Origin of the sequence: Pseudomonas sp. PB105 (assembly GCF_009764655.1) — a bacterium.
Classification (GTDB): Bacteria; Pseudomonadota; Gammaproteobacteria; order Pseudomonadales; family Pseudomonadaceae; genus Aquipseudomonas; species Aquipseudomonas cyclaminis.
This window is the reverse complement of record NZ_RWIO01000090.1, coordinates 1-16,131: the sequence shown is the minus strand read 5'-3', so window position 1 is coordinate 16,131 and position 16,131 is coordinate 1. Positions and strand designations below refer to the sequence as shown.

General features: G+C 54.1%; 12 protein-coding genes and 1 tRNA gene. 9 read left to right on the top strand and 4 right to left on the bottom strand.

All coding sequences use genetic code 11. The features are described 5' to 3' along the window. A partial coding sequence (locus EJD88_RS21440) for a retention module-containing protein (protein WP_158878972.1) occupies window positions 1–2,089 on the bottom strand: 2,089 nt, incomplete at its 3' end. 347 nt (window positions 2,090–2,436) lie between these two features. Here EJD88_RS21440 and EJD88_RS21435 point away from each other — a divergent pair. The 9 genes from EJD88_RS21435 to EJD88_RS21400 all read left to right on the top strand — a co-directional run bounded on the left by EJD88_RS21435 (window position 2,437) and on the right by EJD88_RS21400 (window position 12,930). Beyond that, entirely contained in the window at window positions 2,437–3,789 is a 1,353-nt protein-coding gene (locus EJD88_RS21435) for a TolC family outer membrane protein (RefSeq protein WP_112193006.1), read from the top strand. Between the two features lie 45 nt (window positions 3,790–3,834). Next, window positions 3,835–5,988, top strand: a complete 2,154-nt coding sequence (locus EJD88_RS21430) for a type I secretion system permease/ATPase (protein ID WP_099584442.1) — start codon at window positions 3,835–3,837, stop codon at window positions 5,986–5,988. Continuing rightward, window positions 5,978–7,354 (top strand): HlyD family type I secretion periplasmic adaptor subunit, encoded by a 1,377-nt coding sequence (locus EJD88_RS21425; protein ID WP_099584441.1) that lies wholly within the window; start codon window positions 5,978–5,980, stop codon window positions 7,352–7,354. The genes EJD88_RS21430 and EJD88_RS21425 overlap by 11 nt, the downstream gene beginning before the upstream one ends. Before the next feature lie 121 nt (window positions 7,355–7,475). After that, window positions 7,476–7,551 (top strand) — tRNA-Thr (locus EJD88_RS21420). A gap of 505 nt (window positions 7,552–8,056) precedes the next feature. Beyond that, window positions 8,057–9,154, top strand: coding sequence for a hypothetical protein (locus EJD88_RS21415; RefSeq protein WP_158878971.1), 1,098 nt, complete (start codon window positions 8,057–8,059; stop codon window positions 9,152–9,154). Continuing rightward, window positions 9,151–9,486, top strand: a complete 336-nt coding sequence (locus EJD88_RS21410; protein WP_158878970.1) for an STAS-like domain-containing protein — start codon at window positions 9,151–9,153, stop codon at window positions 9,484–9,486. Before EJD88_RS21415 ends, EJD88_RS21410 begins: the two co-directional genes overlap by 4 nt. Next, window positions 9,483–10,151 carry a hypothetical protein gene (locus tag EJD88_RS21405; protein WP_158878969.1) on the top strand — a complete coding sequence of 223 codons (669 nt, stop codon included), beginning with the start codon at window positions 9,483–9,485 and terminating at the stop codon, window positions 10,149–10,151. The genes EJD88_RS21410 and EJD88_RS21405 overlap by 4 nt, the downstream gene beginning before the upstream one ends. A gap of 1,185 nt (window positions 10,152–11,336) precedes the next feature. Further along, window positions 11,337–11,633 carry a hypothetical protein gene (locus EJD88_RS27300; protein WP_112196893.1) on the top strand — a complete coding sequence of 99 codons (297 nt, stop codon included), beginning with the start codon at window positions 11,337–11,339 and terminating at the stop codon, window positions 11,631–11,633. 85 nt (window positions 11,634–11,718) lie between these two features. After that, on the top strand, window positions 11,719–12,930 hold the full coding sequence (locus EJD88_RS21400) for a hypothetical protein (protein ID WP_158878968.1): 1,212 nt from the start codon (window positions 11,719–11,721) through the stop codon (window positions 12,928–12,930). 249 nt (window positions 12,931–13,179) lie between these two features. Here EJD88_RS21400 and EJD88_RS21395 read toward each other — a convergent pair whose 3' ends face one another. From EJD88_RS21395 to EJD88_RS21385, 3 genes are read right to left on the bottom strand one after another with little or no spacing between them, the layout of a single operon-like run. Beyond that, window positions 13,180–14,364: a hypothetical protein gene (locus tag EJD88_RS21395; protein WP_112193002.1), complete on the bottom strand. Its 1,185-nt coding sequence runs from the start codon at window positions 14,362–14,364 to the stop codon at window positions 13,180–13,182. Window positions 14,365–14,414: 50 nt separating this feature from the next. Further along, entirely contained in the window at window positions 14,415–15,392 is a 978-nt protein-coding gene (locus EJD88_RS21390; protein WP_112193001.1) for a hypothetical protein, read from the bottom strand. Continuing rightward, a complete protein-coding gene (locus tag EJD88_RS21385) occupies window positions 15,365–16,069 on the bottom strand; it encodes a hypothetical protein (protein WP_158878967.1) in 705 nt (234 codons plus the stop codon). The genes EJD88_RS21390 and EJD88_RS21385 overlap by 28 nt, the downstream gene beginning before the upstream one ends. Window positions 16,070–16,131: the final 62 nt, after the last annotated feature.

Here is a 16,131-nt window from a genome sequence, read left to right as displayed (position 1 = left end):
CGACGGTACCTGCTTCGGCGGTGTTTTCAACGATAGTGGTCGGCGTGACATCAATCAGCGGAACGTCGTTAACCAAAGTTACGGTCGGCTGCCCTTCGCCAGTAGAGCTGAGGCCACCAGCGTCAGTGACAGTCAGGTCGATCTTCGGCAGCTGATTACCAGCATTGACGAAATCAGCACCTTTTTGGGTCAGCACGACATTGTTGCCGGAGAGGCTGTAATAGCCGTCAGCGTTGGTGCCAGCGGTGAAGCTGATCGTCAGGTTTTCACGCGGCGTTTCTTCGTCTGTGGCAACAAAAGTGCCCGCAACAGTACCCGCCGCCGCCGTTTCTTCAACAATGGTGTTAGCCGTGATTTCAATCACCGGCACGTCGTTGACCAGGGTCACGGTCGGCTGGCCAGCTGCGTTGGAGTTTAGGCCTTCGGGGTCGGTAACAGTCAGGTCGATCTGCGGCAGCTGATTGCCGGCGTTGACGAAGTCAGCGCCCTTCTGCGTCAGTACAACGGTGTTGTCGACGATGGCGTAGTAGCCATCTTTGTTGTTGTCGCCCGTGAACGTGACTGTCAGTTGGCCAGCCGGCGTTTCAGCGTCGCGGATAACAAACGTGCCTGCCACGCTGCCCGCGACGGCGGTGTTTTCGACCAGGGTGGTGCCCGTCACGTCGATCACCGGCGCATCGTTGACCGGCGTGATGGTGATCGTCAGCGTGCTGCTCGATCCGGTATTGGTGGTGTAACCGATCTGCGGCACTTCGCCGCTGTAATCCTTGACCGGGGTGAACACGTACGCGCCATCAGTCCCGATGGTGACGGAACCGATACCTTCGATGTCAGCCGTCTGGCCCGCGTTGTAGGTCGTGTTGCCTACTGTGAAGGTGGCGACAGTCAGCACGTTATCGATGTCGCTGTCGTTGCTCAGCACGTTGCCGGTAGCGACGCTATCTTCGGCAACAGTGTTGGTATCGGCGACCAAAACGCTTGGATCATCCACAGCAACCACAGTAGAAGTGGCTGGCGCGGGATTGATTGCCAGGTTTTCGTAGTTACCGCCGGTCGCCTCGGTGATCGTGACGCTGACGGCCAGGTCCTTGCCATCTGCCAGGTTGGCAGGTGTGTCGGCTGTGACCGTGCCGGTGGTTTTACCGGCCTCGATGGTGATGCTCAGGTCGTTGGACAGCTTGATCACAACGTCGGTCTGCGCCGCGTTGGTCACGGTGGCGGTGTAGACGATCTGGCCGCCTTCGTTCACCGACGGAGTCGCGGTCAGGGTGACGGTGGTGGTGTCGATGGTGTCCGCGATCTGCGTGACCGCTGCCGCCGGGTCGGTGGTGATGATCAGGTTGCCGCCGCCAGAGGTGCCGGCGATGGTGGCGGAGATCGACGAGGCGTCCAGGTAAGGCGTGTCATTGCCGGCGAAGGTGACGTTCAGCACGCCCGAGGTCTGGCCAGCGGCGATCACAACGGAGAGGCCGTTGGACAAGGTGACGGTCAGGTCGCTGGTCGGTGCCTGGGTGATGAATACGGTGTAAACCACGACGCCACCGGCTTCGGTGATGCTCGGCGTGGCGGTCAGGGTGATGGTGACGTTGCGCGGATCGACGCCGTTATTGTCGGCGCCGGTTTGGGTAGTGCCTACGGCGTCACCGGCATTCAAGCCGGTCGTGGGGTAGCCGATGGTCGGGTCAACCACGCCTGCGGTGGCTTCCAGCACGACAAAGCTGTGGCCGCCACCCACGGCACCGTCTGCGCCTGCGGCGGCCGGGCCGGCAGCGGTGGCTTCGAGGTCTTGGGTCGGGTCGGCGCCGGCAGCGATGGCTTGCTGCAGTTCGGCAACGGACGGTGCGGCTTGAGCAGTGGCGGCGCTCAGGTCGGTGACAGAATCAGGAGCGTTTGCGCTCCACTGAGTGTCGCGACCCAAATCGATGATCCGGCCGTCGGCCAGTTCCAGCGAGACAGCGCCCGATGCGCCGGTATCGACTTGCTCACCCGCGAACAGGCGATCCCCTTCTACAAGCAGGCGACGAATCCCTTCCGGGGAAACCGCGAACACTTGACCGACAATGCTTTTGACGACCGCAACGCTGCTCATAAAAGACTCTCCGTGTATTACCGTTCAGGGGGTATCCATCAAGGAGACCGGCCCTTTCGCTGGTGCCGATTCAGTAGCTGGAGTACTTAATTTCTTGGAAAAAACTTTGGCGTCAATATTTTGTTGTCTCGCCAGAAAAATTACTTTTCCGTCAAGGTATTGACCTATTGGGCGTCATCCTAAACAATCCGCCAGGTAATGTCACATTGATATTTATGCGGCCTCGCGACTTTCTGTTTGCGCCCTCCGGCGCCCTAGAAAAACGGGCATTTCGAGTTGCCACTCCAATGCAATATTCCAAGTTTGTTGCGGTTTTTCAGGCAACCAATCCCCGGGGAAACATCAGAATGCGTTTGCACCTTCTTAAAGCTGTGCCTTTTGCTCTAGCCGCCAGTTTCGTCCAGGCTCAGACCCTGCCCGAAGCCATGCAAGATGCGGTGAAAAACCACCCGGAGATCCAGGCCGCAATCAATGCGCGCATTGCCGCTGACTATCAGGTCAGAGAGGCCCAGGGCGGCTACCTGCCTAAAGTCGACCTGCTGGGCGGCTATGGCCGCGAAAGCTCGGACAACACGTCGACCCGTGCCGCCAGCAACAGCCATGACTGGAAAACCCTGAACCGCGGCGAGTCGACCATCCGCCTGCAACAAAATTTGTTCCAGGGTTTTGGCACCGTCAATGAAGTCGGTCGCCAACAAGCCACCGCCAATTCCCGTGGGTATGCGCTGCTCAATACTTCCGAGCGCACCGCGCTGACCGTCGCCCAGGTTTATCTGGATGTCCTGACCCGTCGCGAGATGGTGCAGCTGGCAGAAGACAACCTGAAGAGCCACGAACGCATTTTTGACCAGATCAAACTGCGCACCAGCCGTGGCGTCGGAAGAATGGCGGACATGGACCAGGCCGAAGCCCGACTGGCGCAGGCGCAGAACAACCTGATCACCGAGCAGACCAACCTGGCAGACGCCAACACCAACTTCCTCAGCGTTGTCGGCAAAGAGCCCGACCAGCTGGAACGGCCAATGGGCATCGTGACCGCCCTGCCCGCCAGCCTGGATGAAGCACGCCGCGCGATGATTGCCGACAGCCCGGTACTGCGCTCGGCCGAATCGGACATCGCTGCTGCCGAGAAGCAGTACGAAGCTGCCAAGTCGACCTTCTACCCGCGTTTTGATGCGGTGCTGCAACGTTCGGCCAACAACAACATCGGCGGCGAAGAAGGCCATGACAATGGCTACTCCGCGATGCTGAACATGCAGTTCAACCTGTACAACGGCGGCAGCGACAAGGCCAGCCTGCAGTCCAAGGCTTCCCAAGCCACCCAGGCGCTGGATATCCGCAACAACGCCCTGCGCCAGTTGAACGAAGAACTGGGCCTGGCGTGGAACGCTTACAACAATGCCAGCCAGCAAGTGCCCATCGCGCAGCAGTACGTCGACCGCAGCACCAAAGTGCGCACCTCGTATCAGCAGCAGTTCAGCCTCGGTGAGCGTACACTGCTCGACTTGCTCGACAGCGAGAACGAACTGTTTACCGCTCAGCAGCGTCTGGCACAGATCAAAAGCCTCTACGTTTACACCCAGTACCGTATCAAGGCTGACATGGGCCAACTGCTGAGAAGCCAGGGCGTCGTTGCTCCGATGGCATCAGTTGTGCAAAACGATATTAAACCGTCGGTAAACCTGCCAGGGATGAACTGATTCTTGACGGCGTTGGACCACACAACCGTTTAAGAGAGAGTCAGCTTGGATTCTGAAATAGGTTTGGCGCCACTTCACCATGACCCCCGCGCTCAGCATGACGACCCATTGCTAGATGGGTTGTTGGCTCTCTGCTCGCTGCATTACAAGCCTGCCAGCCGAGCCATGCTGACCACCGGCCTGCCCTTGGCGGGGCAGCGCCTGAGCCCCGACTTGCTGCCGCGCGCAGCAGCCCGGGCGGGTTTGCAGGGGCGTTTGCTGCAGCGCAAGCTGGAGCAGATCCCGTCCATCGCATTGCCAGCCTTGCTGCTATTAAAGGAAGGACGCAGTGCGGTGCTGTTGGGATGGGAAGGTGATACCGCCCGCCTGCTGCTCAGCGAAAGCGACGGCGGCGAAGTCCAGGTCACCCGCGAGGCGCTGACTCAGGATTACAGCGGTCGGGTGTTCTTCGCCCAACCACAGCATAAATTTGACGTCACCAGCGGCACGCTGATCCCCCGCGCACGCTCGTGGTTCAAAGACACCCTCAAACGCTCCCGCTGGCTGTACGCCGACGCCATCGCCGCAAGCCTGGTGATCAACCTGATCGCCCTGGCTGCGCCGTTGTTTGTCATGAACGTGTACGACCGCGTGGTGCCGAACCAGGCCACCGCCACCTTGTGGGTGCTGGCCATCGGTATTTGTGGCGCGTACCTGTTCGATCTGCTGCTCAAGATGATGCGCAGCCTGTGCCTGGACCTTGCGGGCAAGAAAACCGACCTGATCATCTCCGCGACGCTGTTCGAGCGCATCGTCGGCATGTCGATGAAAATGCGCCCGGCGCGCGTCGGCAGCTACGCCTCCAACATCCATGAGTTCCAGGGGATGCGTGACTTCCTCACGTCCCTGACCCTCACCAGCCTGATCGACCTGCCCTTTACCCTGATCATCCTCGGCGTGATCGCGCTGCTGGGGGGCCACTTGGTATGGATTCCCATCGTCGCCTTCCCGCTGGCATTGGGTATCGGCCATTTCCTGCAAAAGCCACTGACCGCGACACTTGAGCGCACCATGGCCCTGGGCGCCGAGCGCCAGTCGAGCCTGATCGAGACCCTCGCCGGGCTGGACGCAGTGAAGGTCAACAACGCCGAAAGCGAACGCCAGTACCAGTGGGAACAAACCATTGGCACCCTCAGCCGCCTCGAACTGCGGGTCAAAGTGCTGTCCGGCCTGGCGATGAACATCACCTTGCTGATCCAGCAAGTGGCGGGCGTGGCGATGATTATCTTCGGCGTGTACCAGATCATCGACGGCACCCTCAGCATGGGCGGCCTGGTGGCGTGCTACATGCTCAGCGGTCGCGCACTCGGCCCATTGGCCCAGCTGTCGGGCCTGCTGACACGCTACCAGCAAGCCAAGGTGACGATGGTCTCGGTGGACCAGATGATGGAGCTGCCACAGGAACGCAACTTCGACGAACGCCCGCTCAGCCGCAAAACGCTGCAAGGCGCGATGACGTTCCGCGAGGTCGACTTCACTTACCCGAACCAGCAAAACCTGGCCCTGCGCGGCATCAACCTGAATGTCCGCCCTGGCGAAAAAATCGGCATCATCGGCCGCAGCGGCTCGGGCAAAAGCTCCCTGGCCAAGCTGCTGGTGGGCCTGTATCAACCGGACTCCGGCTCGTTGCTGGTGGACGGTGTGGATATCCGCCAGATCGACGTCAGCGAATTGCGCCATAACATCGGCTACGTCGCCCAGGACATCCAACTGCTGGCCGGCACCTTGCGTGACAACCTGGTCTCGGGCGCCCGCTACGTGGACGACGAGATGGTGCTGCAAGCCGCAGAACTCGCCGGCGTGCATGAATTCGCCAGGCTGCACCCGCAAGGCTACGAGCTGCAAGTGGGCGAGCGCGGGCAGAACCTCTCCGGCGGTCAACGCCAGAACGTCGCCCTGGCCCGTGCGCTGCTGCTGAACCCGCCGATTCTGTTGCTGGACGAACCGACCAGCGCCATGGACAACACCGGTGAAGAGCGCCTCAAGCAGCGCTTGCAGTCGGTGATCGAAAACAAGACGGTGATTCTCGTCACCCACCGTGCTTCGCTGTTGAGCCTGGTTGATCGCCTGCTGGTGATCGACCGTGGCCAGATCCTCGCAGACGGTCCAAAAGCGGCCGTTATGGAAGCGCTGAAAAAGGGGCAGATCAGTGTTGCTTAAGTCCGGCCCAGGCCATTGGAAAGACGTTATCTTCCGCTACTTCAAGGGCAGCGACTCGCTCGATGATCAGCCACTGCCCGAAGTCGAAAAGGCACTGATCGACGACGCACCCCGCATCGTGCGCATGACCATTTGGGCCGTGATCGGCTTTTTCGTATTCCTGGTGTTGTGGGCGCACTTCGCGATCATCGACGAAGTGACCAAGGGCGAAGGCAAGGCCATCCCGTCGTCGCGCATCCAGAAGATCCAGAACCTGGAGGGCGGCATCGTCGCCCAGATCTATGTGCACGAAGGCCAGATCGTCGAAGCCGGCGCGCCGCTGATCCGCCTGGACGACACCCGGTTTGCCTCCAACGTCGGCGAAACCGAAGCCGACCGCGTGGCCATGGAACTGCGCGTGGAACGTCTCAGTGCGGAAGTCGACAACCGCCCACTGAACATCACCGATGCCGCACGCAAAGCCGTGCCCAACCAGGCCTCGAACGAAGAATCGCTGTACCTCAGCCGCCGCCAGCAACTGGCCGACGAGATTGGCGGGCTGCAACAACAACTGCTGCAACGCCAGCAAGAGTTGCGCGAGTTCAGCTCCAAGCAGGAGCAGTACCGCAACAGCCTGAACCTGCTGCGCCAGGAGATCGGCATGTCCGAACCCCTGGTGCAACAGGGCGCCATCTCGCCGGTCGAAGTGCTGCGCCTCAAACGCTCGGAAGTTGAAACCCGCGGCATGCTCGACGGCACCACACTGGCCATCCCCCGCGCCCAGGCCGCCATCAACGAAGTGCAGCGCAAAGTCGACGAAACCCGCGGCAAATTCCGCAGCGAAGCCCTGGCCCAGTTGAACGAAGCCCGCACCAACCTGAGCAAGGCGCAGGCCACGTCCAAAGGCCTGGAAGACCGCGTCAGCCGCACCATGGTCACCTCCCCCGTGCGCGGCATAGTCAAGCAGATGCTGGTCAACACCGTTGGCGGCGTGATCCAGCCCGGCAGCGACATGGCCGAAGTCGTCCCATTGGACGACACCCTGCTGGTCGAAGCAAAAATCCGCCCACAAGACATCGCCTTCCTGCACCCCGGCCAGGAAGCCATGATCAAATTCACCGCCTACGACTACACCATCTACGGCGGCCTCAAAGGCAAACTCGAAACCATCGGTGCCGACACCGTGATGGATGAAGAGAAGAAAAACACCTACTACATCATCAAACTACGCACCGACCGCAGCCACCTGGGCACCGATGAGAAGCCACTGCTGATCATCCCCGGCATGGTCGCCTCGGTGGACATCATCACCGGCAAGAAGAGCATCCTGAGCTACCTGCTCAAACCCATCATCAAATCCCGCGCAGAGGCGATGCACGAGCGTTGATTTTGGGCGGGTGACGCGCATAAATGCGGGGAGATTTGCGAAAACTTGGGTTTTCGCAAAAATAGTCAGATTTCAGGGGTTTACAGAACCTTTTCAGTCGCTATAATCGTCGCCCTAACACGCCGGTATAGCTCAGTTGGTAGAGCAACTGACTTGTAATCAGTAGGTCCCGGGTTCGACTCCTGGTGCCGGCACCATTTAAAACAAGGGCTTGCAGCGATGCAGGCCTTTTGTTTGTCTGCTACACGTAACAAGTCACGTAACAAGCCTCTAAATTTCAGCAGGCCAACAGACGCATTCATAAAAGGCCTGGATATCCCAAGCTTTTTTGAGTTAGCTGGCGATGGTAAGCGACCCCCTAAAAATAAAGGCAGGATTGGTGCCTGAGCGCATAGGCAAAAATACTGCCTTGCTGAACACCAGCCCTCGGCAATCTCAATATCTCTATTTTCTAACCAATGAGAAATTGCCGCGACTCATGCAGAGAGCTATGGTAGGTGGCTGCTCGACCTATCCAGTGCAAAGGCTCTCCATGGTTACGATTGTCTCAAGTCGATTCAGGGCCCCCGTCGACGTCTGCAATGGCGACCTACATGCCGTCTGCCCGCGCCAATCCAAAGATGCCCAACTCGGCACTCGCCATATCTTAAAATTAAGACAATGCAAGCAGATGCTGCAGTCTATTGGTTTATGGAAAAATCAATGAAAAAGCTCGCCAGCGACAACCTCATTCGCCACCGCGTAGGTGTCGCGCGGTGGGAAAATACCATCAGCAGGAAGGGGCGCACGTACGATCCGTTTCGTTATCAGGGGCAACGGAGAGTCGGTGGCCAGCTATTAATTACAGCTCCAACCTCGATCTCAATCTACGATTTTTCGGACGACAAGAAAAAGTGCCCGTATACCCAAACGCTAAATTTTCTAAAAAGAATCGAAAAAAACGTTCACAAAAGTAACTGCTTAATTGACTTCAGCAACACATCAAAAGTTTCAGCTGCGGCATTAGTTCTCGTCTATGCAGCCATTGAAACCGCGATAGCGGGGCGAGCAGGAAAGACCGATCTTATCTGGTCAAAAAAACACCACCATGTAAACATAGCAATAAAGTCAATGAATCTGCACAAGGTAATTACCGGCGAAGCTATTGAATACGATTTAAAAAACATCAAAACTCTTCCAATTATTTCTAGTGTTGGTAGCGAACACATGGAAGAGATTATTGATTTCATACAAAAGCGCATCTACAAAACTATGACACCCGAGGAAGAGTGGGTTTACGCAGATGCAATCTCAGAAACGATTAACAACGTTGGATTACACGCTTACCCTGACAGCAATCGACAGGATAAAAAGTGGTGGCTCATGTGCACCACTATTGGCAACCAACTTTATCTAGCGATTTATGATAACGGCATCGGCATTCCAAAAACGGTAGTAGATCGACCATGGTTTCTATCATCACTAAAATCAACACACCCCACTGATCATCAACAGTTAATAGACCTCTTCCCAGACTTTGAAAAGTCGGGTTACAAGATTTATATTCCCACCATCATTCCTGACGAAAGACTTATTCACCTTTCCATGAAGGGCGACGTAACGGGAACTAAAAAGGAAAAGCACGGTCAGGGAAGTAAGAGTATAATGGCTTTGGTCAGTGATACGCCTGAAGGTAAATTGTGGGTATTTAGCAATAATGGACTATATACATTTTGGCAAAGTGATCAAAGCCCAGGTGAAAGAAAGCTGAAGACGAAGTTCCCAGGCACCTTAGTTCAGTGGAATATCAAACTATCATGAATTCAGAACCGTACATCGTGAACATTGTTGAAGACTTCAGTAGAACCCCGTACGGCAGATACCCCAGCGACGGGCCTTCTAGCGGTGAAGTGTTTCGAAAACTCTTGCTGGCCCCTAAGCTACGTGAGCATGAGAAGGTTCATGTCATACTAGACGGATACAATCGATACGGACGTTCGTTCTTAGATGAAGCCTTTGGCGGCTTGATTCGCGAGGAAGGTTTTTCTGGAGATGAGCTACGCAGAAAACTAACCTATTCCCACAGCTTGATAAAAAGCATGAACAAGGTCATAGCGGAAAGAATTGAGGCTGCGGAGAAAGCCCAACAATGAACTTTCAGAACCTTCCAGCCCAGCTTATTATCTTATTATGCGGTTGGTCTTTCACACTTTACCTCGACCGCCGTGCGAAGCACAGAGCGGAGGCGATCAAGCGCAAAGATTACATTGTCTCAAAGATTGAAGACATAGCAGACTGGTTAGATAGGGAAATATCTAAATCCAACTTTCAGCCTGCGCGCACTGAGTCAAGCCTTGCAGGTATGATTACCCAAATTGAATTAAAGATGGTTCAATTCAACTCACATGTAAAATGTGAACTTCTTGACCCATCAGAACTTTCGACTCTACGCGACATCAATCTAGACCCAGATAGTATCCGCGACATAGGCGCCAAGTCGCTCGGAACGTTAAAACTTAATAAAAGTCCTACAAAAACAAAACCCGAACTTTCTGCTATCTATTACGAGATGAGTGAACTTTCATCAGATCTCATTGAAAACATAGAAAGCAACTGCAACGACTACTTTTTCCCAGAAGGAAGATTCCCCACGCTGCCTGAGACTTGGCTACAGCATGTAGGTTCTTTCGTGTTCGCAGCACTAATATCAACAGCCTTGCTCTGTCTTTATGATTTGATGCACAGCAGCACCACATTTACTCGTCCTATCCAAACCTTCTTTACCGAAAAGAAAGAGGCTCCTGCAGTGGCACCATAGGCAGCAGCGCCTTTTCAGGATGGGGCAAAAAATGAGTGAGAAAGGTAATATCTCTTTCCGAATCAAGCTGAAAGCCACGCACCACAAGGCTTTGAGCGGCATTCGGAAAAGGTGATATTTAAGTGATATAGAAGTAATTGTATTACTCTTTTATAAGGTGATATTCCAAAGGAACGAAACCCAATGAAACCGGGGGTTTGGCCAAAATATTGCCTTTCATATCACTTCATATCACCTCTCGATGTGATATCCGAACCCCAGTAAAATCGTGGCCTCCAGCCCGGTTTCTGTCGCATATTGCTTTTATCACTCTTTTTGAAATGCCCACCCTATACCTGAGAATCGCTATCATCTTTCCAGCGTTTTCTCATAGGAGTGGTGCACATCTGGTAAGCACCGATCCGCGTCCAACGCAGTGCGCTCAATTGAAACGGCCCGGAATGGTTGCAGCCCTCGCAATACATGGGCTGTATCGGAATTTACCTTTCGGCGCTCATAGGCAGTTGCCACCTGAAATAGACCGCTCACGTTTTTGAAAACTGCCGCATTCAAACGTTTTTAAAACTTTCCCCCAATGAAATCGGGGCCTACAGCCCTGCCCTGTTCGTGACCGCCTGCTGCGCCGCTGTGCAATCGCACTGCACTTCTCTTCCAAACTTTGCAATCTGTGAAACTTCCGATTACCCGCAGAGCGCCACGGCCCGCCTGGGCTGCCGGTTCGTTTGCACTACATCCGGGTTTGCACAAAAAAAGGACGCAAACCCCGCCGGCGGGAGGGGGATAAGTGCTTTTTCTCCCAGTTTTTTCTTGTTCACGCGGATTTCGAGATTGCCTCCCGGTCGACACTTCGTCGGATCAGCGGCCAGCCAAACACACACGGCAATATACTGTATTTATATACAGTATATTGACAAACCAGTAGGGCCAACGCAATGACGAGCGCAAGTGACTTCACGCAGAGCAGGACGACCGCATTTTGGCTAGAGCTGCTGCGAGATGAGGCTGCATTGCTGCGACACCCAGGGGCACACCATAAAAAGCTACTTGACGCGGCACACGCACTGCATAGGGCTCAGTTGATTGATCGTGATGATCTGGCCGATCTACTTGAACAAGCGGATAGTGCACTGGAGTACGCCGTAGAGGCGCTCTTGGATGAACCAGGCGACCACTAGGGGGCTTATCATGCACATGCTAGTGACCCCGATGCGCTGCAAGGGCGTGGCTCTGGACCCACAAGAAAGGAGGCGCTATCCGGCGATCAGGGGTGACGTACTTGTAGCGCCTGCGACGAGTAACGAACTTGGTCGAAGCTCAAATGTAGCGCGGCTATCGAAGGGCATGCCGTTGGAACCTGATCCACTACCTCAGTTGCTCGATGCGAACTTGTCCGGTATGGCTCCGACGGGCTTTGTATTGAGTGGCATCGAGTACGTCGACGGGTGCGCTTACGCACAGTCCTGGTGGTGCCGGCTCGGATAATCTAGCAACAATAATTTGAACACCTTTTTACCATCACTGTTAATCTTGAGGCTTGATCTATCGCCAATTTCGCTCGGAGCACATTATGCCAAAGACGGCTTACTCTATACGTTATGGAATGGAATTGGACGCAAACCAATTGGTCTCCCTTTACACGGGGCAGAGCATTGAAGCGTCAGATGAAATATTAAAAGATATTCCCCCAAGTATCAGAACGCTCGTTGGCGTTGATGTTTTGTGCTCGTCATGTGGTGTATCTGGCGCTATTATAGTTAGCGGCGCACATTCCAAATCCAGCAAGGCACAAATAAGATTGGCTCACTTTCGTTTCAAAGGTGATGATGAAGAAGATACTCATCGTGAATTTTGTGAGTTCTCAAACACAGACGATGACACCCCAAAACTTGGTGGAGATGTTAAGTTTGAAAAACCTCGAACTAACGAACAGCGAGCCATCAGGAGCTTGGTGTGTAAAGCCATTGAATTAAAAGTATTTAGCCAGGCAGATATGAGATCGATGCGACAATGGTATTTCGATACTAAAACTGCTGACTGCTATCAGATGGAGATAACAGAGAAGCCATTCATATATCTAAATCAGCTTTTCAGAACGGTCGGCTGGGGGGCAGGTGAAGAATATCGGCATCACCCCTCATATGGCGAGATACCCGGCTACGACTGGAATTATGCGGCGTTCGCGAGGCTGACTCAAAAAAATAAAGTAGTTCGTGATGCCTTGCGCGGAATGGGGGGCACGGGCTCTATTTCAGAAGCACTTAGATTGGTTTCTAAATTCCAGGGAAGAAAAATATTTAATGTAACTGCGTTGGAGCCATACTACAAAAAGACGATAGAGCTATGTGCCTTTGCATCGCGCCATGTAATTAAAAAATCGAAGATTCAACGCTATGCATCAGCTTCAAATGAACTGCTTGCCTTTTGCTCATTGCTTCTAAGCACTTCTAGCTGGAGCGTAGAGTCGGCCATTGACAGTCTAGTAAAAATTGCACGCGCACCTGAACCAACTGACCTTTTACTCGGCAACATTATTGGTCTAAACCCTTTTCATGAATATGACGCGTGGCGGCTAATAAAGGTTGTCAGTGAAATACAGGGTGATTTTGATTTTAGTGAAACTGTATTACAGCAAGTCGCAAATATAAAATCTTCAATGAAAGCTGAATACATTGAGTGGAGAAAAAACGAGGGGTTACCGGATATTGCAGCATTACCTCGGCTTGGAAGAGTACCACTCCCCTCGCCTCCTTGGGGAAACGAGGATGACCTACCGTTCTAGAGTCTACGACGTTATGGGTTTCAATTGAGAGGACAGCTGTAAAGAGTTTTTCGAATTGAGTAAATAGTCCGGCGTTACTTGGAGGAGGCGTTGGCCCATGGGCGTGCGCAGCCAATTGAGTGTTCATCTGCTGCTCGAGGTCGAGCAAATCACACAGCACCTGCAGCACTTTCAGCCCCTCGGATCCTAGCCTTCGGAAGCTAAAACGCTATAGGACGCCCGTTGACGCCCTATTTTATTTCTAGCCAACTATTCAGGCTTTTCAGAAACGTCATATTCAGCATACATCCTAAAGTCTGCAATAGCCTCTGGAATAAGTATCCCCAACCGACCGGTTTTCTTATTAAATCCTAGCTCACCAGTCCCAGCGATTATTTTGATATGCTCCACCACCTCTTCATTCAACTGGGCAGTTACAAACTCAATAAAGCGCTCGACAGTTTTGTGATCTTTATGTATTCCTTCATAACCTACCGAGCGCATCGATGCACCTATAGATATACTCCAAAAATCATCATACTGTATAAAAAGAGGAACCTTCCCTCGAAAATATATGTCGCCGATAGATAGTTTTGCAATCTCAACATTTCCATGCAAAAGGTCATTCCGCTCATTCATTAGAGTATGAAAGTCCTTGCACTCCTGGGAGGTATAATCAATCGGCCTATCAAATCCAAGGCAGTTCAAGTGTAGTGACTGCACGCGAATATCTATAGGCTGCCGAACAATACTTTGAAAGAGCCGATCATTTGCTTTTACTTCAGGCTTCGCTAAAGCGAAAATCAGCAAATTAATAAAAGACTCTGCTAACACTGGAAGCATGGACCGAAGACCAAAAACTAACCCGACTGCCGCACTATATCTTGCATTCAACGCAGCCCAGCGCTCGTTAAAGCCTTTCATTTCTTCAGCAGTCGTTGGATGTACAATCCTGTCACTAGAGGGATTTATACCTAGCGCATCCAGCTGATTGAAGTTTTCGGTAACTGCACGTCTAATACGCTCATAGGGATTGACAAACTGCGTCCACTTTTCGAGTTCCTTTCTGAATTCTGTAATTTTTTTGCCGTAATTAACAAAATCTCCCTTTATTTGACTTATGAACATATCTAGCTCTAAGCCTTTCCCTTGAAAGTCACCTGCGAGCATTACTTCAGTGCGAAAATTCATTCCCATTATTGAAATCAAGCCATCAGCACTAGCCAATGTCCATTCCCAATGTATAAGATTGTCTGAGTCGTCTTTTCGGAATAAGTTTTGCAATCCATTCGGCTCGCCATACTTTGCGTATAAGTAGCAATATAGGTCTAAAGGTTTTATTTCGTTAGTAAACTCCCATCGGAGGCCTTTTTTAGGTAACAATCCTCCTTTGAGAATATTAGAAATACACCCGGTATGGATGGCCTGTAGATCTAAGAAGTAAGTATCTGACATGAACAATATCCATATTTAGGTGCGTTCGCTTTATGCTTTAGAGGTCAATACTAAAGCGTTATTGGACGTAGCTTTTGTACCAACCGCTCTGCCAATGCGGCTTTTTCTGTAAATTTACCGGAGTCTGTAAGGCTTGGCGATGGACCAGGTGAGTGTGTATGCCCAGCCATTTGAGTATTCATCTGCTGCACCAGGTCGAGCAAATCGCACAGAACCTGCAGTACGTTCACCCTTTCAGACCCCAACCAAGTCCTGGGCGCCACGAGCCGCTGACTGACTGCCGCCACACTCTCGCGAATCCCCTGTATCCTTTCCTCCATGTCGCCACCCACCGTGGCGTTGTGCTTCTGCCCCACCACCAGGTTCAAATCCCGCCCGGTCGCCTGGTGCAGATCATCCACCGCCGCCAGGCTCGCAGATCCACCCGACAACAGCTTAAGCGCACCCAGCGCCTCGATCTTCTTGATACCGCCCACTGACTCGGTTGAATGGTCATCCACCGTCCTGATGTGGCTCTGGAAGCTCTCCGTGTTCTGCATTGCCTCCACTTCCCGCTCGATCGCCTTGTCCAAGATCTTGCCGTCGGTTTGGCGCAGCCAGTTGCCGTCGGCGTCGACACGTTGCTGGCAAGCTTCACTGTGCTGCCATACCTGGTCACCCTTCGGTACCCGGGGCAGGCTCAGGCCATGGGGCAGGATCTGCGTGATAAAGGGCTTATGCGGCAGACCATAGGCAAAGCTGACCACCACAGTGGTGCCTTCTTCCGGGAAGCCGAACATGCCCGCTTCTTGCCCGCCCATAGGGGCCGGTAGTGGTAGGCCAGTCAGGATCGGTAGCGCCGAATCTGGCTCGCCATCGGGCAACAGCACTTCCACGTCGACGCCAAAGCGCGGCCGGAAGTCGTCGCACAGACCAGGTGCGGCCGGCGCATCGGGAACGGCCACCACTCGGCCAAAGCGCGGCAGGTGATAGCCACCGGTCAGTTCGGGGAATTGCCGCTCTACACTGCGACGGATTGCGTCGTCCATTTGATCGCCATTTGGTTGCCGGCAAGGGTCACGCTGGTGATCCTCTCGCCCTGATTGATGGTTGCACCTGGTCGTAGCCCTGGGAGGGCCGCGATCATTGCGCTTTGGTTGCCCTGGTAGCCGTCGAACAGTTCGACCGGCAGCTGCAGCGGCGGGCGGATGCCAAAGAAGCTGTCGGCCCAACTGCCCACAAACAATTCGCCATCGCCCTGCTGCTGCCATATAAAGTCGGGGATGCTAAACACGCTGGCCAGGCTATCCATCGCCAGGTAGCCGGCGGCCAGGCTGTAGAAGAACGGCGCCTTGACCTTGGCGTAGGCCTTGTCCGGCACGCGAAAGCGCAGGCCGGTCTTATCGCTGACCTCGGCCAGCACGCCCTGTAGGTCGACGTGGCGCAGGTTCAGCGGCATGGGCTGTGACAGGATCGCCGCCAGTTCGCGGCAGACCAGGATCTGCTGCACGCTGTTGATCGCCGTCGAGCGTTCGACAAACCCAATGAAGTGGCGCTGCAGCGGGCCGTCGTTGTAGCCGACATCGAGCGTCACCAGGCCGTTGACTGGGGCGCCGGCCTGGATGGTGAAGGTCGCCCGGCCGGGACTTTTAATGTCCAGGCGGACTTCGTCCTTGATCAGTGGGTAAGGCGTGCCGCCGATCGTCAGCACCTTGTGCAGTTTCATGGTGTGGGGGCCAGCCAGTCGTCGACCTTTTTCAAGGTCCGTTCAAAGCCGCTCAGTTCCTC